Annotated in this window: 25 protein-coding genes; 6 read left to right on the top strand and 19 right to left on the bottom strand. The window is 29.0% G+C overall.

The genetic code is table 11. The annotated features are described in order from the left end of the window. Nucleotides 1–4 precede the first annotated feature (4 nt). From INR60_RS03605 to INR60_RS03585, 5 genes are all read right to left on the bottom strand, one after another. Nucleotides 5–1210: a type II secretion system F family protein gene (locus INR60_RS03605; RefSeq protein WP_194190105.1), complete on the bottom strand. Its 1206-nt coding sequence runs from the start codon at nt 1208–1210 to the stop codon at nt 5–7. A 16-nt stretch (nt 1211–1226) separates the two neighbouring features. Next, complete coding sequence (locus INR60_RS03600; RefSeq protein ID WP_194190104.1) at nt 1227–2903, bottom strand: GspE/PulE family protein; 1677 nt, start codon at nt 2901–2903, stop codon at nt 1227–1229. A gap of 265 nt (nt 2904–3168) precedes the next feature. Next, nucleotides 3169–4038 (bottom strand): methionyl aminopeptidase, encoded by an 870-nt coding sequence (locus INR60_RS03595; RefSeq protein WP_194190103.1) that lies wholly within the window; start codon nt 4036–4038, stop codon nt 3169–3171. 112 nt (nt 4039–4150) lie between these two features. Continuing rightward, nucleotides 4151–4297, bottom strand: coding sequence for a hypothetical protein (locus tag INR60_RS03590; RefSeq protein ID WP_194190102.1), 147 nt, complete (start codon nt 4295–4297; stop codon nt 4151–4153). 263 nt (nt 4298–4560) lie between these two features. Continuing rightward, nucleotides 4561–4944 (bottom strand): hypothetical protein, encoded by a 384-nt coding sequence (locus tag INR60_RS03585; protein WP_194190101.1) that lies wholly within the window; start codon nt 4942–4944, stop codon nt 4561–4563. Between the two features lie 310 nt (nt 4945–5254). On the opposite strand from INR60_RS03585, the gene INR60_RS03580 reads away from it, so the two are divergent. Beyond that, the gene (locus INR60_RS03580) at nt 5255–6070 is read left to right on the top strand and encodes an IS1/IS1595 family N-terminal zinc-binding domain-containing protein (RefSeq protein WP_194190100.1); all 816 of its coding nucleotides are present in this window, start codon (nt 5255–5257) and stop codon (nt 6068–6070) included. Nucleotides 6071–6451: 381 nt separating this feature from the next. On the opposite strand, the gene purD is transcribed toward INR60_RS03580, so the two are convergent. Genes purD through INR60_RS03540 form a run of 8 tightly spaced genes read right to left on the bottom strand, consistent with a single transcriptional unit; the run spans nt 6452 to nt 17256 of the window. After that, entirely contained in the window at nt 6452–7702 is a 1251-nt protein-coding gene (purD, locus tag INR60_RS03575) for a phosphoribosylamine--glycine ligase (protein WP_194190099.1), read from the bottom strand. Between the two features lie 17 nt (nt 7703–7719). Next, nucleotides 7720–9222, bottom strand: a complete 1503-nt coding sequence (gene purH / locus INR60_RS03570; RefSeq protein ID WP_194190098.1) for a bifunctional phosphoribosylaminoimidazolecarboxamide formyltransferase/IMP cyclohydrolase — start codon at nt 9220–9222, stop codon at nt 7720–7722. A gap of 14 nt (nt 9223–9236) precedes the next feature. Further along, the gene (gene purN / locus INR60_RS03565) at nt 9237–9830 is read right to left on the bottom strand and encodes a phosphoribosylglycinamide formyltransferase (protein WP_194190097.1); all 594 of its coding nucleotides are present in this window, start codon (nt 9828–9830) and stop codon (nt 9237–9239) included. After that, nucleotides 9818–10819, bottom strand: coding sequence for a phosphoribosylformylglycinamidine cyclo-ligase (gene purM, locus INR60_RS03560; protein ID WP_194190964.1), 1002 nt, complete (start codon nt 10817–10819; stop codon nt 9818–9820). The genes purN and purM overlap by 13 nt, the downstream gene beginning before the upstream one ends. Nucleotides 10820–10829: 10 nt before the next feature. Then, complete coding sequence (gene purF, locus INR60_RS03555; protein ID WP_194190096.1) at nt 10830–12266, bottom strand: amidophosphoribosyltransferase; 1437 nt, start codon at nt 12264–12266, stop codon at nt 10830–10832. Between the two features lie 23 nt (nt 12267–12289). Beyond that, complete coding sequence (gene purC / locus INR60_RS03550) at nt 12290–13000, bottom strand: phosphoribosylaminoimidazolesuccinocarboxamide synthase (protein WP_194190095.1); 711 nt, start codon at nt 12998–13000, stop codon at nt 12290–12292. Then, nucleotides 13000–13479, bottom strand: a complete 480-nt coding sequence (gene purE / locus INR60_RS03545; protein ID WP_194190094.1) for a 5-(carboxyamino)imidazole ribonucleotide mutase — start codon at nt 13477–13479, stop codon at nt 13000–13002. Before purE ends, purC begins: the two co-directional genes overlap by 1 nt. A gap of 18 nt (nt 13480–13497) precedes the next feature. Next, nucleotides 13498–17256, bottom strand: coding sequence for a phosphoribosylformylglycinamidine synthase (locus INR60_RS03540; RefSeq protein ID WP_194190093.1), 3759 nt, complete (start codon nt 17254–17256; stop codon nt 13498–13500). A gap of 381 nt (nt 17257–17637) precedes the next feature. On the opposite strand from INR60_RS03540, the gene INR60_RS03535 reads away from it, so the two are divergent. The 4 genes from INR60_RS03535 (at nt 17638) to INR60_RS03520 (ending at nt 21095) form a co-directional block, all read left to right on the top strand. Beyond that, complete coding sequence (locus INR60_RS03535) at nt 17638–18453, top strand: IS1/IS1595 family N-terminal zinc-binding domain-containing protein (RefSeq protein ID WP_194190092.1); 816 nt, start codon at nt 17638–17640, stop codon at nt 18451–18453. 611 nt (nt 18454–19064) lie between these two features. Beyond that, nucleotides 19065–19970 carry a DUF5685 family protein gene (locus INR60_RS03530; RefSeq protein ID WP_194190091.1) on the top strand — a complete coding sequence of 302 codons (906 nt, stop codon included), beginning with the start codon at nt 19065–19067 and terminating at the stop codon, nt 19968–19970. A gap of 4 nt (nt 19971–19974) precedes the next feature. After that, the gene (locus tag INR60_RS03525; protein ID WP_194190963.1) at nt 19975–20580 is read left to right on the top strand and encodes a J domain-containing protein; all 606 of its coding nucleotides are present in this window, start codon (nt 19975–19977) and stop codon (nt 20578–20580) included. A gap of 14 nt (nt 20581–20594) precedes the next feature. Then, entirely contained in the window at nt 20595–21095 is a 501-nt protein-coding gene (locus tag INR60_RS03520) for a hypothetical protein (protein WP_194190090.1), read from the top strand. Nucleotides 21096–21213: 118 nt separating this feature from the next. Here INR60_RS03520 and INR60_RS03515 read toward each other — a convergent pair whose 3' ends face one another. Then, entirely contained in the window at nt 21214–21783 is a 570-nt protein-coding gene (locus INR60_RS03515; protein ID WP_194190089.1) for a hypothetical protein, read from the bottom strand. Between the two features lie 222 nt (nt 21784–22005). Here INR60_RS03515 and INR60_RS03510 point away from each other — a divergent pair, with 222 nt between their 5' ends. Beyond that, nucleotides 22006–23100: a putative manganese transporter gene (locus tag INR60_RS03510; protein WP_194190088.1), complete on the top strand. Its 1095-nt coding sequence runs from the start codon at nt 22006–22008 to the stop codon at nt 23098–23100. A gap of 121 nt (nt 23101–23221) precedes the next feature. Here the strand turns inward: INR60_RS03510 and INR60_RS03505 are convergent, their stop codons facing one another. The 5 genes from INR60_RS03505 to INR60_RS03485 form a co-directional block, all read right to left on the bottom strand. Further along, nucleotides 23222–23743, bottom strand: coding sequence for an A24 family peptidase (locus INR60_RS03505; RefSeq protein WP_194190087.1), 522 nt, complete (start codon nt 23741–23743; stop codon nt 23222–23224). Beyond that, nucleotides 23740–24408 carry a hypothetical protein gene (locus INR60_RS03500; RefSeq protein ID WP_194190086.1) on the bottom strand — a complete coding sequence of 223 codons (669 nt, stop codon included), beginning with the start codon at nt 24406–24408 and terminating at the stop codon, nt 23740–23742. The genes INR60_RS03505 and INR60_RS03500 overlap by 4 nt, the downstream gene beginning before the upstream one ends. A gap of 11 nt (nt 24409–24419) precedes the next feature. Next, complete coding sequence (locus INR60_RS03495) at nt 24420–25031, bottom strand: prepilin peptidase (protein ID WP_194190085.1); 612 nt, start codon at nt 25029–25031, stop codon at nt 24420–24422. A 28-nt stretch (nt 25032–25059) separates the two neighbouring features. Continuing rightward, entirely contained in the window at nt 25060–25803 is a 744-nt protein-coding gene (locus INR60_RS03490) for a TadE/TadG family type IV pilus assembly protein (protein ID WP_194190084.1), read from the bottom strand. Nucleotides 25804–25904: 101 nt separating this feature from the next. Continuing rightward, nucleotides 25905–26609, bottom strand: coding sequence for a hypothetical protein (locus tag INR60_RS03485; protein ID WP_194190083.1), 705 nt, complete (start codon nt 26607–26609; stop codon nt 25905–25907). Nucleotides 26610–26682 lie beyond the last annotated feature (73 nt).

Raw genomic sequence — 26682 nt, 5'->3', positions numbered from 1 at the left:
ATATCTAGTTTATAGCGTCATACATTGAGAACATTGGAAGTATAAGCGATAAAACTATAAATCCAACGACGCCTGCTAAGATTATTATCATAGTTGGCTCGATTAACGCTGTAATTCTCTCTAAAGCAAAATTCGCTTCAGAATCGTAAAAGTCTGATGCTTTTTTTAAGATTTTATCAATGCTTCCTGACTCTTCTCCAACCTTTATAGATTGAATTAGCATACTTGGAAAACATCTTTCTGAATCTAGTGCATCTCCTATTGTTGAACCATTATTTATTAATTTTTTTGCATCTAAAAGCTTGTCCTTTAAATAAACATTACCAATTACATTAGATGTTATATCTAAGGCACTAATTACGCTTATCCCTCCTCCATACAAAATAGAAAAAGTCCTTGCAAACCTTGCTGTCATTATCTGCATTGAAATTTTTCCAACAAACTTTGATTTAACAATAAACTTATCTCTTAGTAGCTTATATGCTGAGCTTTTATTTATAAAAACCTTTTTTAATATTGCAATTAGAATTATTATTCCTAAAATATATATCCCATAATTTTTAATTACATTGCTTAAAGTAATTACTATTTTAGTTGGAATAGGTAATTCTCCGTTTGCACTTAAAAGGTTATTTACAAAAATCGGAACAACATAAGCTACTAAAATTGATACTATAACTAAAGAAAAAATTATCAAAAACTTTGGATAAATTAATGCGTTAGCTATCTTTCTTCCTTGTTTGTATTGCTTGTCATAATAATCTGAAAGCTCGTTCATAATTTCATCTAAACTTCCTGTAGTTTCGCCGACTTCTATCATATAAATAAAAAGGTCTGGCATCTCATTAGTTTTTTTAAATGCGTCTGATAAAAGGCTTCCCCCTTCAACGTCTTCATAAACTCTTTCAGTTACCCATCTTAACTTTTTATTTTCAAGCTGGTCTTTTACTATCTTCAAAGCTTCCATTATTGAAATCCCAGAAGATAGTGAAAAATATATTTCTCTACAAAATACTGATAAATCTTTTTCTGGAATTTTTTTAAACATCGCTAAGTCTAAATCAAGTTTTCCAGAAGCTTCACTGCATTCTTTTAAGAAGAACCCTTTCTTTCTTAAAGTTCTCATTAAATCTTCTTCATTATCAGCACTTAGTTTCCCCTTAATAACATTTCCATTAATATTTGCTGCTTCATAAGTATATAAAGGCATTTTTATCTATTCTCCTTTATTCTTTTATAAGAGTTACTCTCATAAGTTCTTCTACACTTGTAATTCCTTTTAATACATCCTCTTTTGCTGATTCAAATAATGTATCCATTCCAGAATTTTTTGCTTCTTTTCTTATCTCTATAATGCTGTTTTTGTTAGATATCATATCCCTTATATTGTCTGTAATATCCATTATTTCAAAGATAGCCTTCCTTCCCTTATAGCCTACCCCATTACATTTAGGACAACCTACAGGCTTATAAAGTTTTAGTTCTTCAGAATCTTTAATCCCAAGTGCCTCTCTATCTGTTTTAGAGGCATTATATTCTTCTTTGCAAGATGGACATAATGTTCTAACTAACCTTTGTGCTATAACTCCTGTTAAGGATGATGCTATTAAATATGCTGGTATATTCATATCTAGTAGCCTAATAATTGCAGAAGGCGCATCATTTGTATGAAGTGTACTTAGTACGCTATGTCCTGTAATTGCAGCTCTAATTGCCATAGTTGCAGTTTCTTCGTCTCTTATTTCTCCAACCATAATCACATCGGGGTCTTGCCTTAAAATACTTCTAAGACCACTTGCAAAGGTTAGACCTGCTTTATTATTTACATTTACTTGGACTATTTCATCCATACTGTATTCAACAGGGTCTTCTATAGTAATTACGTTGTTTTCTTCGTTATTTATATCCTTTAATATTGAATAAAGTGTTGAAGTTTTACCACTTCCTGTAGGCCCTGTAACTAAAAGCATCCCATAAGGTTTATCTAATATTTTATTTACAGTTTCTAGTCCCCTCTTTGTAAATCCTAAGTCCTCTTTCGAAAAAGAAAATGCACTCTTATCAAGTATTCTAATTACAAGATTTTCTCCTGTAATAGAAGGTAAAATAGAAAGCCTTAAGTCTATTTCTTTTCCTTCTATATTTGTTATTATCTTTCCATCTTGAGGTAGTCTTTTTTCTGATATATCCATTCCGCCTAAAATCTTAATTCTTGTAATCATAGAATTAAAAGGTTCCTTCGGTGCTTCAAATTGCTTCCTAAGTCTTCCGTCAATCCTATACCTTATAATAACCTTATCTTTTTGAGGCTCTATGTGAATATCACTAACTTTATTTCTTACAGCGTTTTCAATAATACTATCTATAAGTTTTACAGCTGGCGAATTATTTTCATCCTTAATAATAGAACTTTGTTCATTCTTCTTATTTTCTTCTGCCGTTTTCATCTCTTTAGCAGCTTTATCCATATATTCTCTTGAATAATACTTTGAAATAGCTGTAATTATCTCATCTTTAGATGCAATCCCAATATTTAATTCATATCCTGAAGAAAGAGATACATCTTCTTCTGCAAATATATTTAAAGGGTCTGCCATAGCAACTGTTAATTTCCCCTTACTAAAACATATAGGAATAAGGGTATACCTCCTAGCTAATGCTTCACCTATTGTACTTACTGCATTCATATCAACTTCTGTTGACTCTAAATCTAGCCTTGGAATTCCAAGTTGAACTTCTAAAATATTTAGTAAGTTTTCTTCTGTTATAAGCCCACTTTCAACAAATATTTCGCCAAGCCTTTTTCCTGTTAATTTTTGAATTTTTATAGCTTCTTGTACATCTTCTTCTTTAATGTAACCAAGATCTACCAATATATCTCCAAGTCTTTTCTTTCTTTCCATATAATCACCATTTCTTGCAATATTACTATAATCAAGTATATACCAACCAAATTCCTCTTTAAATAAATTCGTCCTTTATTTTACATTATTTATATTTAATTAATATTGTTTCATTTTAAGTAACTTTAATGAACCTTGATTTACTTTTTTATCAAAATTATTCAGAGTAAATATTATTTCTATTAAATTTATAATTAAATTTCTTACTTATTTTATTAAATTGCAAAAAAATAAAGCATAGTAAAAACTATGCTTTATAAAAAAACTAATAAGTTAATATCTCTATTCCGTCTTCCGTTACTAAAAGTGTGTGTTCCCACTGAGCTGAAAGTGAATAATCTTCTGTAATTGCAGTCCAATCATTGTCTGCATCTACAAATACTTCGTACCCGCCTTGATTGATCATAGGTTCTATAGTAAATACCATACCCGGCATTATTACAGGTCCTGTTCCTTTTTCACCAACGTGTGCTACAAAAGGATCTTCATGGAATTGAATTCCAAGTCCGTGCCCTCCAAAGTCTCTAACTACAGAAAAACCGTTCTTTTCAGCGTGTTCTTGAACTGCAGCTCCTATATCTCCAAAGAATCCCCAAGGTTTAACAGCTTCAATCCCTTTAATTAAACATTCCCTTGAAACTTCAACTAATCTTTTCGCTTCTTCTGAAACTTCACCTATCATAAACATTCTTGATGCATCTGAAAAATAACCATTTAATATAGTAGAAACATCAGTGTTTATAATATCTCCTGATTTTAATTTTATTTTAGAATCTGGAATTCCGTGACATACTTCTTCGTTTATTGAAGTACAAAGGCTCTTTGGGAAACCTCCATAATTTAAAGGAGCTGGAATTGCACCTTTACTTACAGTATATTCGTGAACTAAAGTGTTAATTTCTTCTGTGCTCATTCCTTCATGAATTTTTTCAGAAATTAAATCTAACACTTCAGTGTTTATTTTTGCACTTTCTTTTATCCCTTTAATTTGCTCTTCATTTTTAACAACAGTTCTAGGTAACATCATATGACCTTGTCTTTTCATTTCTTCATACTTTTCATCAAATGACATATGACACTTTTTATATTTTTTCCCACTTCCACACCAACAGTCATCGTTTCTGTTTATCTTCATAATATTACCTCTTTCTTTATCTTATCTTAATTAACTTCTATTATATATCTATAAGCAAAATTTATCAAAGTTTATAAAAATAAAAAAGCAGCTTTTAAACTGCTTTTTCATTTTATTCGAATTCTTCTACGCCTCTTCTAGAAAAAACTTGGTTTTGGTCGATCTCAAGTGCTGCACAAGCCTCTTCAAAGTTGCATCCATTTTCATCCATATATTTAGCTACATAGCTATCTAAGTTTGGTATTGAATTGTAATCCATCTTTATCCCTCCAAAATCATTCTAAAAATTATTCTTGCCATTAAAACTTTATCTATCCGTAGAAATCTTTTACATTTATCATCATATGCTTACTAAAAACGTTTAATTCATAGGTTAAAAATATATAAAAAAAATGCCTAAGAACCTTCATTCTTAAACATCATCTTTAGTATAAAAACATTATATACTAAATATTCTGAATAATCAAACACTTTAAAATAAAAAAATGCAGAAATAAGTTTTTGTATTTCTGCATTTGAAAATCATATTTTTTTCTTGAATTTTTCATACCAACCAATAACAGTCGCCTTTTCTCCAAAGTTTACTCTCTTATATATAATATTTATAGGTAAAACTTTAAATCCATTTATATCAATAAATATTTCTTTTAATTCACTTTCTTCCCATTCTCCACCAATATTTTTACTTATTACTTCTCCTAGATATCCGCCAAACATCATAGAAATATCTATAATATTGTCACTATTTAGATGGCTTTCATTTTTAGCTTTATGAAACATTTCTAATATCTCATCTACTAAAAATAAGCTTTCTTCTGAGAAATCTAATCTTAAGTCTAAATTTTTTTTAGAGTATATAACTGCTCTAAGAGATGCTTCTTTAAAAATACGAGATAATCTATCCAAAATTTCACCTCTTTTTAATTTATAACTCCTAATATTAGTCTATTCAAAAATAAGTTAATTGTGTTTAAATAAAATAATTCTATAAGCCTTTAGTTAACTATAAAAATTGGAATTGATATAATTTTCCCTATATCGACTTCCTATTTATTCCAACACCATACCTTCTGAACATTTTTTATAAATTCTCACTTCCACTACAACATTGTTTTGCTTCTTTGTTGGTATTTTAATCTGATTGACTGAATAAAGCCTATATTTTATGTCCATAATCAAAATAATTAAAAAATTTCAAAATTTTCGAGGTGATTTTATGGTACATACATCTGATTGTCCCCATTGCAGTTCAAAACATTTTATTAAATACGGTAAATACAGGAATGTCCAAAGGTATCAATGCAAGGATTGTCTTAAGACTTTTAACGAAGGAACTGGACTCATCTGGCATAATACTAGAAAGAGTGTTGATCTTTGGGAGAAATATACTCGTCTTATGTTATCTGGTGCTACTATAAGAGATTGCGCAGGTAGATTAAACATATGTATCGAGACATCTTTTAGGTGGAGACATAAAATTCTCAAACATATTGAAACTTACACAGACTCTAGAAGAACTCACATAATTACAGCTATGAGACATACTAAGTTTTTAGAAAGCTTTAAAGGGCAAAAGACTCCTCCAGTTTGCACTATTTCTAAAAGAAAAAACATATTCGTAGCCACAACCATTAACAAAAACAATTATTCTCTAGCTAAGATATCCTTTGATTCTATGAGCCCTACAAAAGAATCTATAGAGAATTTATTATATGAGTTCAACCCAGTATTTAATACTTACTTTTTACCAGGAAAAGATAGATTTTCTTACATTGTATCAAAGAAGTTAAATTATTCTCTTCATAAAAAGAAAGAATTAAAAATTTCTAGGCAAGAAAGTGAAATTTTACTTAATAACTGTTCTGATTTTATACTAAATTTAAGAAGATGGTTTAGAAAATTTAGAAGTGTTGCTACAAAGTATCTGCAAGTTTATTTAAATTGGTTTGTTTATATTTACGAAGGATCTTATGAAAAACATACTATTTTATCTAATTTAATAAGCTCTATTTTTTGTGTAAAAGTACTTTAGTTTTACTTTTACTTTAATCCTAATATAAGTATGTTTAGATAGCTTGTCCTTAGCGTAACTACTTGTCTATCTAAATTAATTCTATATAGCATGTCTTAATATTTTTACTTGTCCAAAACATCAAAAATTTAACCCTATATAGCGAAAATCCCTTGTACCAATAATATTTCGTAACAATGGTGTAGTTTTTTTTAATATATTATTTATATCATAAAACTAAGGCCTATTACTAAAAAATGGATGAATTCTCTTAACTAATATCACTATATTTATATTTTGAATCCCTTTTATAAATTACTCCTCAAAATTCAAAAATTTCATATATACATAAAAAGAAGCCTAAAATACTATTTTTAAGCCTCTTTTAAATTTAATCTATATTTATTTTGCTTTTCCTATATCTTTTCTATAATAAGCCCCATCAAAGTCAACATCTTTAACTAGATTATATACATTTTCTCTAGCTTTTTCTAATGTTTCGCCTATTCCTACTACTGATAAAACCCTTCCTCCTGATGTTTTTAGAGTCTCTCCCTCTAAATTCGCACCAGCTATAAAGATATTTTCTCTAGACTCTTTCTTTATAGTTATTTTATCGCCTTTTCTAGGCTTTTTAGGGTAACCCTTAGCTGATAAAACAACATTTAAAGCATATCCTTTTTTCCAAGATAACTTAACATTTTCTAAATCTTCATCTAAAGCTTTTAAAATTACATCTAAGAAGTCATTTTCCATTAAATATAATATAGATTGAGTTTCAGGGTCCCCCATCCTTACATTATATTCTAAAAGTTTTACTCCTTCTTTAGTTATCATTATTCCAAAAAATATTATTCCTTTAAAATCAAAACCTTCTTCTTTTATTCCTTTTAAAGTTTTATCCATAATATTTTTCTTAAAATCTTCTAAAACTTCATCTGTAACATAAGGATTTGGAGCAACTACACCCATCCCCCCTGTATTTGGTCCTTTATTATCATCGTAGATTTGCTTATGATCTTTTGCTGATAGAAATGGAAGAATAGTTTTTCCATCGCAAATAGATAAAATAGATGCTTCTATTCCTTCTAAAAATTCTTCAATTACTATCTTTTTCCCGGCCCCTTTAAAAATATCCTCTAACATAAATTCCTTTAAAGTATCTATTGCTTCATCTTTATCTTTAGCAATTACTACTCCCTTACCAGCTGCTAGCCCGTCAGCCTTTATAACAAGAGGGTACTTTGAAATTTCTAAATATTCTTTTGCCTTTTCGTAATCATAAAAAACTTCATAACCTGCAGTTTTCACATCATATTTTTTCATAAAATCTTTAGAAAAGCTCTTACTTCCTTCAAGCATAGCTGAAGCTTTATCAGGTCCAAATATTTTTAAGTTTTCTTTCTTAAACTTATTAACTATTCCTTTTATAAGAGGCTCTTCAGGCCCAACTATAGTTAAATCTATCTTTTCTTTTTTTGCAAAATCTAAAAGTTTATCTATATCAGTAATATTTATATTTTCACATTTTCTTTCTCTCTCTGTTCCACCATTACCTGGTGCAACAAAAATTTTAGAAACCCTATCACTTTTAGATAACTTCCTAGAGATAGCGTGCTCTCTTCCGCCAGACCCTATTAAAAGTATTCTCATAAATACATACCACCTTTTTAATGTTTAAAATGCCTTACACCAGTAAATACCATAGATATACCGTGTTCGTTACAAGCTTTTATAGATTCTTCATCTCTTATAGAACCACCAGGTTGAATTATCCCTTTAATTCCAGACTTATTAGCCTCATCTACACAATCTCTAAATGGGAAGAATGCATCTGATGCTAAGATAGTAGCACCTTTTCCTCTTTCTAAAGCTTCACTAGTTGCCCAAATCCTATTAACTTGTCCGCCTCCAATTCCTACAGCAACACCGTCTTTAACAGCAACTATAGCATTAGATTTTACGTATTTTACTACCTTCATTCCAAATATCATATCTTTTAATTCTTGTTCTGAAGGCTTGTTTTCTGTAACTACATTTAATTCTTCTAAAGATTTTGTATCTTCATCTTGAACTAATATTCCTCCATCTATTGAAACCATATATTTTTTAGAACTTGGCATTACATTACACTTTAAAACTCTTAAATTCTTTTTAGCTTTTAAGATTTCTAAAGCATCATCATCATATTCTGGTGCTATAATAACTTCTAAGAAAATTTTACTCATTTCACTTGCAGTTTCTTTAGTTACTTTTCTATTTAATGCAACTATTCCACCAAATATAGAAGTAGGATCAGCGTCGTGAGCCTTTTTATATACTTCAAAATCATTTTCTCCAACTGCAACTCCACAAGGAGTATTATGTTTAAGAGCGCAACAAGCTGGCTCTTTAAATTCATTACAAACTTTCCAAGCTATATCAACATCTTTTAAGTTGTTATAAGATAATGCTTTTCCATTTAATACTTCAAAACTATTCATACTTCCAGAATGTTCAAGAGATTTATAATAAGTTGCCCTTTGGTGTGGATTTTCTCCATATCTTAAATCTTCTGCTTTTTCATAAGATACTGATAAATATTTTGGATTATCTATATCTTCTAATAAGAAGTTTGAAATTGCAGCATCATATGCACTCATCAAATTAAATACCTTTCCAGCTAGCTCTTTTCTTAATCCTAAAGATACATCATTTGATTCATCAATCTCTTTAATAACCCTTTTATAATCAGAAATATCAGATAAAACTACTACATCTTTAAAATTCTTAGCAGCAGCTCTTAGCATAGTAGGTCCGCCTATATCTATAAATTCAACCTTTTCATCAAAGCTTAAATCCTCGCGTACCTTTAAGAAAAATGGGTAAAGGTTAACTACAACGTAATCTATAGTATTAATATTATGATTTTTTATTGTTTCCATATGTTCTTTATTATCTCTTATTGCTAAAATACCAGCATGTATAAATGGGTGAAGCGTTTTAACTCTACCATCTAGCATTTCAGGGAAATCTGTTATACTGTTTACTTCAGTAACTGAAACGCCATTTTCTTTAAGGTATTTAAAAGTTCCTCCAGTTGATATAATTTCTACATCCTTACTTTCTAAAAACTTTGCTAAATCTAAAACTCCCTCTTTATCATAAACACTAATTAATGCTCTCTTTTTCATCTATACATATCCTCCTAGTCTTCTTTTATCAAAACTTTATTATCAATAATTTTAACCTTGTTCTCACTAATATATTTAATAGCTTGAGGTAATAATTTATGTTCTCTAATCAATACCCTTTTTTGAAGAATCTCTTTAGTATCATTAAAATAAACTGGAACTACATCTTGCATAATAATAGCGCCACCATCTACTTCATTATTTACAAAATGAACTGTACACCCAGTATATTTAACCCCCTTATTTATAGCAGCTTCATGAACCTTTAATCCGTACATCTTACTTCCACAAAAGGCAGGTATTAAAGATGGATGAATATTAATTATTTTATCTTTAAATACTTCTAATATTTCTCCTTTAAGTATTGATAAATAGCCAGCTAAAACTATTAAATCAACCTTTCCTTTAAGCCTTTTTAATATTTCATCTGAATCTTTTATAACTTCTGCATCTATGCCATGTTTTCTAGCTCTACTTAAAGCGTATATTCCTTCTTTACTTCCAATTACAACTTCTATTTCACAGTCTAAATTATTATTTTCTATTTCATCTATTATAGATTGAAGGTTTGATCCACTTCCTGAAGCTAAAACTGCTATTCTAAACAAACACCTTCACCTCCACAAGTCACATACCCTATTTCAAATGCCTCTTCACCTAAATTTATTAATTCATTTAAAACATCATTTGATATTTCTTTGTCTACACATAAAACAAATCCTATTCCCATATTAAATGTGTTATACATATCTTCTTTATTTGCACCAAGTTCTACTAATTTATTAAATATCTCTGGAACTTCATAGCTATCTTTTAAAACTACAGCAGTTAAGTTATCTTCTTTAAACATCCTTGGAATATTTTCATAAAAACCACCACCAGTAATATGAGCCATTCCATTAATCTTGAATTTTTCTAATATCTTAAGGATTGGTTTTACATATATTTTTGTTGGAGTTAATAAAGTTTTATATACAGCTTCTCCCTTATACTCCATATCTAAATCTTTAAATAATTTTCTAACAAGAGAAAAACCATTTGAATGAATCCCTGAAGATTTTAATCCTATAAGCTTGTCTCCTTCTTTTATATCTTTTCCAGTAATAATCTTATCTTTATCAACTATTCCTACTGCAAAACCTGCAATATCATAATCTCCTTCTTTATAAAACCCTGGCATTTCAGCAGTTTCTCCACCTATAAGTGAACAATCTGATTCTATGCAGCCGTCAGATACACCTTTAACTAAATCAGCTGAAACCCTAGAGTCTAACTTTCCACAAGCTATATAGTCTAAGAAAAATAAAGGTTTTGCACCATGACATAAGATATCATTTACGCACATAGCAACGCAATCTACCCCGACTGTATCATACTTTTCTTTTTTACAAGCTATTTCAAGCTTAGTTCCAACTCCATCTGTTCCTGAAACTAATACTGGTTTTTTATATCCCTCTGGAAGTTCAACCATACCAGCAAATGAACCTAGTCCATTTAATACATATTCACTCATAGTTTTTTTTGCATATTCTTGTATAAGTTTAACTGACCTATATCCTTCTTCTATATTTACACCTGAATCTTTATAAGTTAACAAAACAAAATCACTACCTTTCAAGATTATCTTCTAAATCTTCCATAGGGGCTGAAACTGGATATACTCCGTTAAAGCAACCTACACAAAAATCCTTTTTACCACCTAAACTACTATAAACTCCATTTAAACTTAGATACCCTAAACTATCGCACCCTATCTCTTCTCTTATTTCTTCTAAGCTTTTATTAGCCCCTATAAGCTCACTTCTATAAGGTGTGTCTATTCCAAAGTAACAAGGGAATTTAACAATAGGTGATGCAACTAAAAAGTGAACCTCTTTAGCTCCTGCTCTTCTAAGTGATTCTATTAAATGCTTTGATGTAGTTCCTCTTACTATAGAATCATCTATCATAATTACTCTTTTATCTTTAACGTTACTTTTAAGTGGGTTTAATTTTACAGCAACAGCTCTCTCTCTTAATTTTTGAGAAGGAGATATAAATGTTCTTCCAACATATCTGTTTTTAACAAACCCTACTTCATAAGGAATTCCTGATGCTTTAGAGTAGCCCATAGCAGCTGGAATTCCTGAGTCTGGAACTGCAATTACTATATCAGCTTCTATAGGGTGTTCTTCAAATAACATTTTACCTTGGATTTTTCTAGTTTCTTCTACAGAAAAGCCATCCATAAAAGAATCTGGTCTTGCAAAATATATATATTCAAATGAACAAGTTTGACAAGTTGTATTTTCAGAATACTTTATAGACTCAATTCCCTTTTCATCTATAACAACTATCTCTCCAGCCTTTACGTCCCTTATAAATTCCCCACCAATTGAATCTATAGCGCAGCTTTCTGAAGCTAGGATATATCCTTCTTCAATTTTACCTATACATAAAGGTCTAATTCCGTGTGGGTCTCTAACTCCTATAAGTTTATTTTCACTCATAATAACAATTGCAAAAGATCCTCTTACAGTTGAAACTGCATCTACTACTGATTTTTTAAGTCCCTTTTTAGCTCCTCTTGCAATAAGGCTTGTTATAACTTCTGAATCTACCGATGTATGGAAGGCATGCCCCGCGTCTTCTAATAATTCACGTATTACATCTCCATTAACTAGATTGCCGTTGTGGGCTGTTGCTATTTTTCCAAGCTTTGATGTACTAACTAAAGGCTGTGAGTTTTCAATAGTTTTAGAACCTGCAGTTGAATACCTTACATGACCTATTGAAATATTCCCATTAAACCCTCTTAATCTATCTAAACTTTCTTTATCAAAAGCTTCTGTAATTATTCCAAGCCCCTTATGAACATTTATATCTTCACCGTTACTTACTGCAATACCTGTACTTTCTTGGCCTCTATGCTGAAGCGCATAAAGACCATAGTAAGTTACAGATGCTACATCTATAGGTTTAGTTGCATAAATCCCAAATACTCCACATTCATCTTTAAACTTATCGTTTTGTGGGTCCACTAACATTAAAGATGTATCCATCATTTGACCATTCCCCTCACTTTAAATTATTTATTCGATATTCTACTTAATATTTCTTTATAAGCTTCTTCTACATTTCCCATATCTCTTCTAAATCTATCTTTATCTAATTTTTCTTTAGTTGTCTTATCCCAGAATCTGCAAGTGTCTGGTGAAATCTCATCAGCTAAAAGAACTCTTCCCTCTTCATCTCTTCCAAACTCGATTTTAAAATCTATTAAATCTATGTTTTGTTTACTAAAAAATTCTTTTAAAACGTCATTTATTTTAGCTGTCATACTATAAATTTCATCTAGTTCTTCAAAAGTTGTTGCCCCTATAGCTACTGCGTGGTAGTCATTTATTAAAGGGTCTCCTAGTTCGTCATCTTTATATGATAATTCAAAAACAGTAGTTTTTAATTTAAATCCTTCTTCTATTCCTAACCTCTTTGCCATACTTCCAGCTGCAACATTTCTAACTATAACTTCTAAAGGAACTATCTCTACCTTTTTGCAAAGCTGGTCTCTATCGTTTAATTTTTTTATAAAATGAGTTTTAACTCCTTCTTTTTCAAGCATCTCAAAGATCATTGAAGTTATTGCATTATTTAAAACACCTTTGTTTCCGATTTGTGCTTTCTTTTCTCCATTAAATGCAGTTGCATCGTCTTTATAATGTACTATTACCTCGTTTGGTTTTTCTGTTTTGAATATTTTTTTTGCTTTTCCCTCATATAACATTTCTAAATTTTCCATTATAATTCAACTCCCTCTCCATTTTCTTCAATAAATTTCTTTTTCATATTTATTCTAAAGTTTATTAACTTTTCTTTTATCTCTGGATATTTAATGCTAAGAATTTGAACAGCCAGCATACCAGCGTTATAACTATTATTTATTCCAACAGTTGCAACTGGTATAGATTTTGGCATTTGAACTATAGATAATAAAGCATCTAATCCTTCTATTTGAGCTTTAACTGGAACTCCAATTACAGGTAAAACAGTTTTTGATGCTATAACTCCTGGAAGGTGCGCTGCAAGTCCAGCACCTGCAATAATAACTTCAAAACCTTCTTTTTCGATTTCTTCTAAAGTTTCTTCTAACTTTTCAGGAACTCTATGTGCAGATAGTATATAAGCTTTATAATCTATATTAAATTCCTTTAAAGCATTTGCAGCCCCTCTCATCACTTCTATATCTGATTTACTTCCAAAAAATATTGCGACTTTCATAAAACACTCTCCTTAAATCTATCTTTTTCTAAAATAATCTACACCTGATTTAAAAATACTTTGATCAAAGTTTCCATAAATGTTTTTGTATAAATCTTCCCCTGTTCTTTCTGAGTGAGCCATCTTTCCAAGCACTCTACCATCAAAGGAAGTCATACCTTCAATTCCGTATAAAGATCCATTTGGGTTAAACGGCATATCCATAGATATTTCACCATTTAGATCAACATACTGAGTTGCAATTTGACCTGAATCAATTAATTTTTCTATTAATTCCTTACTACCTACAATCTTACCTTCGCCGTGAGAAATAGGAACTGTGTGAATATCTCCTAAATTTACTCTCTTAAACCAAGGTGAAAGATTTGATGTTACCTTTGTTCTTACCATAGTAGACATATGCCTATTTATATCGTTATAAGTTAAAGTAAGCATTTCTTCTTCTAAATCTATTATTTTTCCATAAGGTACAAGTCCTAATTTTATAAGTGCTTGGAAGCCGTTACATATTCCAAGTACTAACCCTTCTCTATTTTCTAATAAATCATTTACTGCATTTTTTATTTTTTCATTTCTAAATACAGTAGCTATAAATTTTGCAGAACCATCTGGCTCATCCCCTGCTGAAAATCCTCCAGGAAGCATAATTATCTGAGCTTTTGATATTTCTTCTCTTAAAGTTTCTATAGATTCTTCTAAAGATTCTTTATCTGTATTTCTAATTAAAACTTCAGAAACCTTTGCACCTGCTCTTAAAAATGCTTTTTTAGAATCATACTCACAGTTTGTCCCAGGGAAAACTGGAATTACAACAAGTGGATTTTCAATTGGCTCTTTACTATATTTAATCATTTCTCTATCTATAAGCTTTTCTTTTATCTTTTCTCCACATTTTGGAAGTTTTGCTTTAAATACATTTTGAAGTTTTTCTTCATGTATCTCTTCTAAACTATGAAGCTTAAAATATATATCAAATGATTTTGATATAATAACTGCATTTCCAATAGTTTCACCGATGATTTTATGATTTAATCCATTTAACTCATCTTCTATATTTATATCCTTTGGAATTTCTAAAATCATAGTTCCATAATCTAAATCAAAAAGCTCTGACGTGCTTAAATTAAATAGATTTGCACCGATTTTATTCCCAAAACACATCTTTGTAATACCTTCAGCTACTCCCCCACTTTTAAGTGAATATGCAGATATTATTTTCTTTTCTCCAATTAGTTTATAAACCTTATTAAAGTTTTCTTTAAGCTTTTCTATATCTATTGTCATATCTGGATTTTTATCTGTTTTTAATAAAACTATTTTTGAATCCACCCTTTTAAATTCTGGTGATATTATTCTTTCTGAATCCTCTGTAGTTACTGCAAATGACACTAAACTTGGAGGAACATCAATCTCTCCAAAGCTTCCGCTCATAGAATCTTTCCCTCCTATAGCTGGAATGTTAAAATCTATTTGAGCTTTGTATGCACCAAGTAGCGCACTAAATGGTTTTCCCCATCTTTCTTTATCATTTCCTAGTTTTTCAAAATATTCTTGAAGAGATAATCTTATCTTTTTATAATCTCCTCCCATAGCTACTATTTTAGTAACTGATTCTATTACTGAATAATAAGCCATATGGAATGGGCTCCAAACTCCAAGTGCTGGATTAAAACCATATGTCATAAGTGATGCACTTTTGCTTTCAGAATCCATTACTGGTATTTTAAAAGCTAACCCTTCTGCTGGAGTCTTTTGATATAATCCTCCTACAGGCATTAATACAGTATTTCCTCCTATAGTTGAGTCAAATCTTTCTATTAAGCCTTTCTTACTACAGCAATTTAAATCTTTAATAACTTCAAGCCATTTTTCTTTAACATTTACATTTTGTACTTTAAAAGGATATTCTTTAGGAGAAGCTACCTTTATATCAATCTCTTCTCTATATCCATTAGTATCTAAAAACTCTCTTTTTATATTAACTATTTCTTTATCTTTCCAAATCATTTTAAGCCTATCTGTATTTGTGATATCAGAAACTATAACTGCCTCTAAGTTTTCTTCTCTTGAAAGTTCTATAAACCTTTTAGCATCTTCTGCTCTAACTACAACTGCCATACGCTCTTGTGATTCAGAAACCGCAAGTTCAGTTCCATCTAATCCTTCATACTTTTTAGGAACTTTATCTAAATAAATATCTAACCCTCTACTTAACTCGCCTATTGCAACAGATACGCCTCCAGCTCCAAAGTCATTACATCTTTTAATAAGTCTGCTTGCTTCTTTATTCCTAAATAACCTTTGAATTTTTCTCTCTACAACAGGATTTCCTTTTTGAACTTCTGCTCCGCATTCATTTATTGAATCCACTGTATGTTCTTTTGAAGAACCAGTAGCACCACCTACCCCGTCTCTTCCAGTTCTACCTCCAAGAAGGATAACTACGTCCCCTTTAGTTGGCTCTTCTCTTACTACATTTTCTTTAGGTACAGCTGCAATAACAGCTCCAACTTCCATCCTTTTAGCAACATAATTATCATGGTAAACTTCATCAACTTGTCCTGTTGCAAGTCCTATTTGATTACCATAAGAGCTATAGCCCTTAGCTGCATCTATAGTAATAGTTCTTTGAGGAAGTTTTCCTTTTAATGTAGTTGAAACCTTAGCTGTAGGATCACCTGAACCTGTAACTCTCATAGCGCCATAAACATAAGCTCTTCCAGATAAAGGATCTCTTATAGCTCCTCCAAGACAAGTAGCTGCGCCTCCAAATGGTTCTATTTCTGTAGGGTGATTGTGAGTTTCGTTTTTAAACATTAAAAGATATTCTTTAATTCCTTTATCTGTTTTTACATCCACATTTATAGAACAAGCGTTTATCTCTTCTGAGATATCTAAGTCCTTAACTTCACCTTTTTTAAGAAGCTCCTTTGTAACAATACAAGCTATATCCATAAGCTTTACTTCTTTTGAAGTTTCTTTTCCATATACAAATTCTCTTGATTTTAAATATGCTTCATATGCTTTTTTTACAGGATCATTAAATTTATTTTCTTCTATTTGGATTTCTTTTATAGATGTTTCAAATGTTGTATGCCTACAATGATCTGACCAATAAGTATCTATAACTTTTATCTCAGTTATACTAGGGTCTCTTTTTTCATCATTTTCAAAGTAGTCTTTTATCATAGATAGGTCATTTAAGCTCATGCAAAGCCCAAATTCCTTGTGAAATTTTTCAAGATCTTCTTTACTTAAAGAAGTAAATCCATTTAGTATTTCTACCTCTTCTGGATTTTTATATGTTTCATTAATATCATTACTATAAATATCAGTTTCTCTAGAGTCTACTGGATTTATATAATAATTCTTTATTTTTTCTATTTCTTTTTGATTTAAATTTCCTTTTAGAATTAAAACTCTTTCTGATTTTACCTTTCCGTCATGTTTCCCAGTTAATAACATAAGGCACTCTTCAGCTGAATCTTTTCTCATATCGTATTGACCTGGTAGATATTCCACTGAAAAAGCTATTTCTCCTTCTTCTATGGAAATCTCATCTAAATATAAATTGTCTACAGGTTTTTCTGAAAATATAGTATATAATGCCTTATTAAAATATTCTTCTTCTAAATTAGAAATTATATATTTATTTACTACACGAACCCTCTCTAAGTTTAAAATATTTAAGTTTTCCTTAAAATCCTTTAATAAAATCTTTCCTTGGACATCAAAGCCACTCTTTTTTTCCACGAATATAATTTTATTATTAATCATTTTAACCCTCCAAATCCCAATTATACACGAACATTTTTATTTTTTTATTAAATTTCATTTGTTAGTTAAAGATTACCACTCCGTTTTAAAATAGTCAATATTAAAAACATATTTTGGTTTATTATTCGTATATAAGCGAATTATTTTTTATATTTCATTTAAGTATATTCGTCATATTGTAAATTATGTATTTTTCTTGTACTCTATTTTCCTATTTATTCCATGATAGCTGCGTATATATTTTTATAAAAATTTTAATTTCACTACAACATTGTTTTGCTTCTTTGTTGGTATTTTAATCTGATTGACTGAATAAAGCCTATATTTTATGTCCATAATCAAAATAATTAAAAAAACTTCAAATTTTTCCGAGGTGAGATTATGGTACATACGTCTACTTGTCCCCATTGCAATTCAAAACATTTTATTAAATACGGTAAATATAGATGCGTCCAAAGATATCAATGTAAGGATTGTCTTAAGACTTTTAACGAAGGAACAGGGCTTGTCTGGCATAATACTAGAAAGAGCGTTGAACTTTGGGATAAATATACTCGTCTTATGTTATCAGGTTCTACTATTCGAGATTGTGCTAGTAGATTAAACATATGTATTGAGACATCTTTTAGGTGGCGACATAAAATCTTAAAACATATTGAAACTTACACAGATTCTAGGAGAACTCATGTAGTTACAGCCATGAGACATACTAAATTTTTAGAAAACTTTAAGGGGCAAAAGACTCCTCCCGTTTGCACTATTTCTAAAAGAAAAAATATATTCGTAGCTACCACTGTAAATAAAAATAATTACTCTCTAGCTAAGATATCCTTTGATTCTATGAGCCCTACAAAAGAATCTATAGAGAATTTATTAAATGAGTTTAATCCAGTATTTAACACATACTTCTTACCAGGAAAAGATAGATTTTCTTATCTTGTATCAAAAAGATTAAACTATTCTCTTCATAAAAAGAAAGAATTAGAAATCTCTAGAGAAGAAAGTGAAATTTTACTTAATAACTGTTCTAATTTTATATTGAATTTAAGAAGATGGCTTAGAAAATTTAGAAGCGTTGCTACAAAATATCTGCAAGCTTATTTGAATTGGTTTGTTTATATTTATGAGGGATCTTATGAAAAACATACTATTTTATCTAATTTAATAAGCTCAATTTTTTGTGTGAAAGTACTTTAATTTCTGTTATATATTAATCCTAATATACTTATATTTTGATAGCTTGTCCTTAGCTATACTAGTTGTCCACATTTAATCATTTTATAAAGCATGTCTTAATAATTTTCACTTGTCCAAAATATCAAAAATTTATATGAATATAGCGAAAATCCCTTGTACCAATAATATCTCGTAACAATGTTGTAGTTTTTTCTAAATTTTTATTATTAGTTATAACTTCATCCTACATTCCACTGATTACCAATTATCACACTCCCCAAACACTATTCACCTCTTAAAAGATAATTTCTAATTACTACTTTTAGCCAAAACACTTTTTAAATCTACCAACTTACAAGTAATATCTTATATTCTTCTCCGTTTACTTCAATAAATATATTTCAAAAATACAATTTAATTTATGATAACTATATTTTTATAAATTCATATACTAAAAAAGCTAGCGAAAAATCGCTAGCAATTTTAAAAACCTACGTAACCCTCTAAATGAAGGTGTTAATATTTTTTCCACTTTTACACATTTTATTCTTTCTTCTATATATTAAGGTACTGTTTTTGTTATTTAAAGTATTGTATAATAATTTTATACTTAAAATAGAAGGAGACTTTAAATGTTTGGATATATAACTCCGATGAAACCTGAAATGAAAGTAAAAGACTATGAACTATTTAGAAGCTATTATTGCGGAGTTTGTATGAGTATAAAAAAGAATTATGGAAATTTACCTAGATTAGGTTTGAATTATGATATGACTTTTTTAGCTATTTTATTAGATAGCTTAGAGGATACAAGTTTAGATTTAAAATCTAAAAGATGCATAGCTCACCCTAATTTAAAAAAGCAAATGATTTTTAATAATAGAGCTATTGATTATGCAGCTAGTATGAATGTATCTTTAGTTTACTTCAAATTGCTTGATGACAAATTAGACGATAATACTGTTAAAAGTAAATTATCTCTTTTTGCTTTAAGCCCTTATAGAAGAAAGTTTTCTAAAGATATAGAAAAAGTAAATAATGTTATTAAAGAAAATTTATTAAACTTAGAAAAACTTGAAAAATCTAAAGATTTTACTTCTATAGATGAAATCTGTCACCCTTTTAGTGTGATTGTAGGTTCAATACTTAAAAAATACCCCTATAGATTTAAAAATGATTCATTTACCCTTAGAGAAAATCTTTATGACTTAGGTTACTCTTTAGGAAAGTGGATCTATCTTATAGACGCTTTAGACGATTTAAAAGAAGATATGGAAAAAGATAAATTTAATCCTATAAATTATCTTTTTAATAAAGAAAACTTAGACTATACTTCATTTAAAGAAAAAATAAAAGAAAGAATTGAATTTAACATTTTATCTTGCGGTTCTACTTTAAATGAAAACTTTCAAAAGTTAGATACTTTTAAAAATAAAGATATCATTCAAAATGTAATATCGCTTGGAATGATGGATAAACTAACAAAAATACTAAATGACTGCAACTGTAAAGAATGCAAAAAAGAAAGGAATGTTTAATATAATGAATCCATACGAAATTTTAGGAGTAAGAGAAGGCGCAACTCCAGAAGAAATAAAAAAAGCTTACAGACAAATGGTAAAAAAATATCACCCAGACCAATACGAGGATAACCCGTTAAAAGAGCTTGCAACTGAAAAACTAGCTGAAGTTAATAAAGCTTATGATATTTTAATTAAAAACCCTTCATCAGCTAACGGAAATAGTTATTCAAATGCTAATAGTTCTACAGGCAGTTCATCATCTGATTCTTACGCTTTTCAAGAAGTTAGAAGTCTTCTTCAAAGAAGAGCAACAGACTCAGCCGAAGCTAAGCTTAATACTATAAGTAACAGAACTGCTGAATGGTACTTTTTAATGGGAATTTGTAATTTTAATAAGGGTTGGTTCGATTCAGCTAAAACTAATTTAGAAACTGCTGTAAGTATGGACCCTAACAACTTTGAATATAGACAAACTTTAAATAGTTTAAATATGAGAAACAGAAATTACGGAAACACTTACAGACAAACAAATGTTGGTGCAAGCCCTTGTGACTGCTGCTGTCAGTTAGTTTGTTTAGATTCAATGTGTGAGTGTTGTGGAGGAGATTTAATTAGCTGCTGCTAATTAAATCTAGCTTTATGAATAGCAAAGCTAAAAACATCTCTACAGGTGGTATACTAGTTGCGCTTACTATTATTGTTTTATATCTTTCTTTAATTATAAGGATAAATACTTTAGCGCTTCTTACCTTATCATCGATTTTTGTTCCTATAGCAATAATTAGAAGCAACCTAAAAACAGGAGTCTTTGTATATATAGCCTCCTCTATTATTGCATTATTTCTAATTCCTATAGATACTTCTATACTTTATATTTTGTATTTTGGTAATTTTGGAATTATAAAATTCTTTATAGAAAAACTTAATAATAAACCTTTTGAAATAATATTAAAATTAGCCTTTTCAAACATAATATTTTTTATAATCTATATGTTTTTTAAGCACGCTATTTTAAATTTCACCTTAGCTTTTCCGCTTTGGATATTTGTGGTTTTAGCACAAGTTTTTATATTGCTATATGATTTTGCAATTACTTTATTAATCACTTACTATTTTAGAAGGTTTCACAACAGATTTTAAATACCTACAGTAAAATACTATAGGTATTTTTTTTTTTGCTATTTTTTAAACAAAGTACAAAAGTGGACAAATTCTTGTCCACTTCCCTTTAATCAAAATATTTTAATTATACTAACTATTATATTGGCTTACATATTAATTTTATAAATACATTTAATTTATTATCAGAAATTATACTATCTAATTCTTCATTTGATAATTGTCCTAATTTATCCACAGGTGCACAGTGTCCATTATCATTAGCATGAAATAAGTATACTTCATCGCCTATGTTTATTTTTATATCACCGTCAAAATAATAGTTTGTTAGTTTAGATATATCCTCTTCTATATCTAAATTGCTATATAGCCCATCAGACAATGCTCTTATTTTATTTCCTTCTATACCTATCGCTATGTTTCTGTCTTCAACTTTCTCCATCGTAGGACCATATCCCATTCCAATAATATTTTCTTCTAATATTTTTTTATTATCTTTATAGACTTCATATACAATCTTTAATTCATATCTTTCATCTTTAGGTAAGTTTTTCAAATCAAATTTAAAGGCTTTATTTCCTGTAAGTGCTAATACTTCATTTTGTTCCTCTGTAAACTCCCTAGACTTAATCATAAAACCTTTGTCTTGGCTACAACCACCAATAATTAAAACCCCTAAAATTGTGATTAATAATATTATTCTTCTCATTTCCCCCTCCTACTAAATAATATCCCTATCTTTTTTGATCTAAATAATTGTACCTCTGTTATTTGTATTACTAATATAATTACTTAAGATCTTATATTAGTATTATACATAATTAATGGAATATGATTCCAGTATTTTCACGAACAAAATAATTTAATTCACCCATTGATAATCATTATCATTTATGTTATCATAAGATAAATTCATAAAGGAGGTTATTTTATGATTATATTTGAATTATTATTTAAAAGCGCAGTAGACTCATTTTTACAAGTTGGTGTATTCGTCGCTATTGTACTTTTTGCCTTTGGTTTTATAAATTATAAATATGATAATATATTTTTACGATTTTTAATAAATAATAAAAAGTTTCAACCACTTATAGGTGCATTACTTGGACTAAGTCCTGGGTGTGGAGGTGCTATATTAGTTATGCCTCTCTTTGTTAAAGGACATATTTCCTTTGGTACAGTAATCGCTACCTTAATCGCTACAATGGGAGATTCAGCCTTTGTTTTAATATCACATTCTTTATTAGACTTTTTTAAAGTGTCAGCTATATCTTTTTTAGTAGCACTTGTAGTTGGCTACTTATGCGATTATTTTAATATTTCAAAAAAGCTAAAGTTAACTCATACTCCTAAAGAGGAGTGCCTTAATAAACCTCAGGACTTTAAAGGTCCTAATATAGATTCTATTCCTTATAAACTAACTCATGGTTTTTTATATAAACTTTTTATAATTCTATCTATTACAGGTTTTATAATTGGAGTAACATTACTTACTGGAATAGAAATAAAAAACCCTTTTATAAACTCTATATTTAATTTAGTAGGATTTTTAGGGACAATCCTTTCTATAATATATATGTTTATAGATAAAAAATTACTTATTAACGATACTGAAGAATTAGAAGTCCATAAGTCCTCTTCTTTAAAAGAAACATTAATCCATAACGTATCAGAAACTGCCTTTGTTATATCATTAGTCTTTGTTGCATACTTTTTATATGAATTAGTTGTATATTTTATAGGTGGCGAAGATGTTTTAACAAACTATTTAACTTATTCTGGTTTGATATCTGTCTTTGGAGGTGCGATTATCGGGCTTATCCCAGGATGTGGCCCTCAAATCATATTTGTAACATTATATACTAAAGGAATAATTCCTTTTGGGGCATTAATCTCTAATGCTATTTCCCAAGATGGAGATGCTCTATTTCCTTTAATAGCTATGGATAAAAAGTCTGCATTCTTAGCAACAGTTATAACCACTATCCCCGCTATAATAATTGGACTCGCTTTTTATTTATTATAAAATCATATAAAATACTAAGAGGATGTTGTAAAAACTTATATACAACATCCGATTATAATAAATTACTTGAATATCTTCGTATATAAAATTCCACATTATAGAAATTATTGATTAATGTTCCTTAAATAATTTCTACTTTAGATATAACTTGTACTATTGTTCCTATAAATATTGCAACTGCAAATGGAATACCCTTTTTGTCCTTCGGTGATATGGAATCTGTAATAGTTCTAGATAGAAACATATTGAAAATTGATAAAACAAAATTTTTTAGTCTTTTAAGGGTATTTTTATCGATCATTGAAGATAAAATTATCATTAAGAACCCAATAAATACACTAAATATAAAATTATTAATTACAAAATCAATCCCCATAATAGCACCTATTGCGCAGATAAGTTTTATGTCACCTGCGCCAAAAGCACGAATAGCAAAAAGTATAAACAGTACTATAAATGGTATAATCACACCAATAGCTGAGCTTATCAAACCTTGAATCCCATTTTCAATTAAATTTAATGATATTCCTACTATAATCGAAATTGCTACAACTTTATTTTTAACAATTCGATATTTTAAATCTGTATATGCACATATAAATACAGTTAAAATCAAGAAAATAAATTTTAGTATTTCTATCATAACTCCTCCTTGAATTTTATGCCTTCAGTTTTCTGTGCCTTTTCTAAAACTCTATACTCAATCATGTTTTCATAAATTATAATCTTTTCTTGTCCCTTTTCATTCTCATATTCTATTGTTTCTGATATATTTTTGCTTTTAGAGTTTAAAATAGAATTTATCTTTTCTATATCTCTATCGATCTTCCCTATAATTTTATCCCCGTACTCTAATATAGACATCTTACTTATGTCATTTCCTTTATTTTTATCAAACTTATATTTAACTACAACTTGATTTCTCGTTGTTTCATTTTTAAAATTGGGAATTATTTTATATAACAAAAAAATATGTCCTTCATTTTTTTTATTATCCTTATCAGTTTCATCGTATATAAACCAATCATTACCCTCTATTTGAGGTGAATAATCAGCTGGAGTAAATTCAATTTTATTTTTATCATTTAAAACATTATATTCTTCTAATATGCTATTCATATTTTTCCTTACTTCATCAGATTCTAACTTTTTTTCCTCTTTATTATTAGTTTCTTTCTTGTCCCTTTTCCAAAAAAAACCTGATTCTTCACTTCCTATTTTAATTCCATCATTAAAACATCCATATGTAATTAATATTCCTGCTACTAATGACAAACACCCACATAAATATAATATCTTCTTATTCATAGATTCCCCTTTTAATTATTTAAATATATTAAGCTAACTAATGCTAACAATAAAAATGGTACAAATGGTATAGTTCTATTTCGTCTACTTTTTATAAGTAACCCTATACTAAATAAAAATACTGCAAAACTAGATACTAATAACACTCCTAATAATCCTTCATACCCTAATGCAAATCCTAATATCCCTATTATTTTAGCATCCCCCATTCCAAATCCACCTTTAGTTACTTTAGAAATACCAAAAAGCACAAAAAATGATACTACCGAAGTAATTATGGAATTCATAATATTTATGCCCATTACAAATGGAAACCATAAACTTACAATTACTAAAAGTAAAAGTAACTTTCTATTTACTAGTTTCGTTTTTATATCAATTATTGCAACTTTATATAAAATTAAAACCATAAAATAATACAAGTAAAATTCCCTTGTGTTTTTCAATAAGCTATATAATATAATGGAAATGAATATTATTATGCAATTTTCCACTACAAACATTTTATTATTCTTTAAATCCATTAGCCTTTCTTTTATCTTATATTCCTTTAATACTATAGAATCTATGGAAACACTAATTAAAATAGTTATTATAAAAATTAAAACACTTCCTATTATCATTATTATTCTCCCTTACCTAATATATTTTTTAAGCCCCAACCCATAATTTTAATGCTACCCTTTGCTTAATTGGTAAACTTTTATTTTTACCAAAAATGGTAGGAAGCTTTAACCTATAAGAAACTACTATCTCTACCTCATCATTTTCTCCAAGTTCTAATTTTGTCCCTTCTAAATCAAAGTATTTACCAGATGACATCTTAACGAATCCATATTTATCTAAATTGTCATCAAATTCGCATTCTAAATAACCTTCTGAAACATTTTGTATAAATTTTGTCATAGTATCTTGAGCTGCACTATTTGCCCCACCTGAAACATTCCATCCTATAACGCTTTCCATAAAAGTAAATGCTACTTGAGCAAAAAAAGTATTTCTATTTTCTTTAAATCTACTTTTCAAAAATTCCTTATTAGAATTATTTGCTATATCCCTTTCAACCAATCTATCTTTTGCAGTTGAAAAATTTGGATCTACTAATTCTGCAACTCCAAATGTTTCTAAACTCGTATCAAGTAATTTCTTTTCATTCATACTTGGATCATGTTGTTGCAATTTTGTTAATATATTATCTAACCCAATATCTCCTAATATAAATGTACTTTTTGAGACAATCCTAGCAACATCATTAACACTAGTTTGTACCCTATCATATATTCTTAGATAGCCTAAAAATTGCAGCATTCCAAATAAAGCAAATATAAAAATAGGTGTTATTAGCGCAGCTTCAATAGTTAATGATCCTTTATTCCTCTCTTTTATTATTCTCATTTTTAAATCCTCCAAAAAAAATTGTAACTCTCTCCAAATTCCCCTTTCCAAAATATATATTATGTATTAGTAAGGAGCTAAGCTCCTTACTCATTTCAATTTTATTTGTAAATATATTGTGGTGATATTACATTCATAATTATTTCTTCATCGTAAGCAGCTATACTTATTGTACTTCCATCCTTTTCTTCATATAATAAGTCCTCTACTTCAAATTCTTCATCTTCTTTTACTTCTTCTCTATATTTTTCATTTAACTTTTTATTTAATTCATCATAGTTTAGTTTGAAATCTTCAAGTAAAACAGAGCCATATTTTTCAAAAGGTGTCTTTCTTAAATCAAAATCCTTTCCTTCTTTAATTGCTTTATCATCAAGCTTATATCCAACTTTAATACCGAAACATCCTGCATTATTAGATTCAGAAAAATCCAGTTCTACATGCTCAACCATATCTTTGCCTTTTTTCATCTTTGCACATTCATCACCAACATAATCAATTCCTACTACTCCAGATTTGTATTTATTTACTTCACCAATCGGATATCCATCTTCTTTTAATAATTTTTTCATTTCTTCTGAATATTTATCTGCAAGCTGTACTATCTCTTCCTTTGTAATTTTTCTTTGTCCACTATCAAGATTTTCTTTTGATTCATCATTAGAGTCATCTTTATTTTCGTCACTTTCTTCTGATGATACTTGAGTGCTGCTTCCTTCTCCCTCTGATTTTTCACTTCCCCCGCAACCAACTAGTGAAAATATCATTATCCCTGCTATTAAACTTCCTATTAATCCTTTTTTCATTTCTTTTCCTCCCTATCTATAACTTCTTTTTCTCTTTACTGCATTAAAATTATGCTTTTCCTTATCTTCACTT

The organism is Clostridium chrysemydis, from assembly GCF_015234215.1.
Lineage (GTDB): Bacteria > Bacillota > Clostridia > Clostridiales > Clostridiaceae > Clostridium > Clostridium chrysemydis.
Note: the sequence above shows the minus strand (reverse complement) of the source record. Positions and strands in the feature narration are given on the sequence as shown.

Bases quoted from the DNA above. Each gene is read 5' to 3' on its own strand.
- INR60_RS03605 (WP_194190105.1), bottom strand. From the start codon at position 1,210: ATGCCTTTATATACTTATGAAGCAGCAAATATTAATGGAAATGTTATT.
- INR60_RS03600 (WP_194190104.1), bottom strand. From the start codon at position 2,903: ATGGAAAGAAAGAAAAGACTTGGAGATATATTGGTAGATCTTGGTTAC.
- INR60_RS03595 (WP_194190103.1), bottom strand. From the start codon at position 4,038: ATGAAGATAAACAGAAACGATGACTGTTGGTGTGGAAGTGGGAAAAAA.
- INR60_RS03590 (WP_194190102.1), bottom strand. From the start codon at position 4,297: ATGGATTACAATTCAATACCAAACTTAGATAGCTATGTAGCTAAATAT.
- INR60_RS03580 (WP_194190100.1), top strand. From the start codon at position 5,255: ATGGTACATACATCTGATTGTCCCCATTGCAGTTCAAAACATTTTATT.
- purD (WP_194190099.1), bottom strand. From the start codon at position 7,702: ATGAGAATACTTTTAATAGGGTCTGGCGGAAGAGAGCACGCTATCTCT.
- purH (WP_194190098.1), bottom strand. From the start codon at position 9,222: ATGAAAAAGAGAGCATTAATTAGTGTTTATGATAAAGAGGGAGTTTTA.
- purF (WP_194190096.1), bottom strand. From the start codon at position 12,266: ATGATGGATACATCTTTAATGTTAGTGGACCCACAAAACGATAAGTTT.
- purC (WP_194190095.1), bottom strand. From the start codon at position 13,000: ATGGAAAATTTAGAAATGTTATATGAGGGAAAAGCAAAAAAAATATTC.
- purE (WP_194190094.1), bottom strand. From the start codon at position 13,479: ATGAAAGTCGCAATATTTTTTGGAAGTAAATCAGATATAGAAGTGATG.
- INR60_RS03540 (WP_194190093.1), bottom strand. From the start codon at position 17,256: ATGATTAATAATAAAATTATATTCGTGGAAAAAAAGAGTGGCTTTGAT.
- INR60_RS03535 (WP_194190092.1), top strand. From the start codon at position 17,638: ATGGTACATACGTCTACTTGTCCCCATTGCAATTCAAAACATTTTATT.
- INR60_RS03530 (WP_194190091.1), top strand. From the start codon at position 19,065: ATGTTTGGATATATAACTCCGATGAAACCTGAAATGAAAGTAAAAGAC.
- INR60_RS03525 (WP_194190963.1), top strand. From the start codon at position 19,975: ATGAATCCATACGAAATTTTAGGAGTAAGAGAAGGCGCAACTCCAGAA.
- INR60_RS03520 (WP_194190090.1), top strand. From the start codon at position 20,595: ATGAATAGCAAAGCTAAAAACATCTCTACAGGTGGTATACTAGTTGCG.
- INR60_RS03515 (WP_194190089.1), bottom strand. From the start codon at position 21,783: ATGAGAAGAATAATATTATTAATCACAATTTTAGGGGTTTTAATTATT.
- INR60_RS03510 (WP_194190088.1), top strand. From the start codon at position 22,006: ATGATTATATTTGAATTATTATTTAAAAGCGCAGTAGACTCATTTTTA.
- INR60_RS03505 (WP_194190087.1), bottom strand. From the start codon at position 23,743: ATGATAGAAATACTAAAATTTATTTTCTTGATTTTAACTGTATTTATA.
- INR60_RS03500 (WP_194190086.1), bottom strand. From the start codon at position 24,408: ATGAATAAGAAGATATTATATTTATGTGGGTGTTTGTCATTAGTAGCA.
- INR60_RS03495 (WP_194190085.1), bottom strand. From the start codon at position 25,031: ATGATAATAGGAAGTGTTTTAATTTTTATAATAACTATTTTAATTAGT.
- INR60_RS03490 (WP_194190084.1), bottom strand. From the start codon at position 25,803: ATGAGAATAATAAAAGAGAGGAATAAAGGATCATTAACTATTGAAGCT.
- INR60_RS03485 (WP_194190083.1), bottom strand. From the start codon at position 26,609: ATGAAAAAAGGATTAATAGGAAGTTTAATAGCAGGGATAATGATATTT.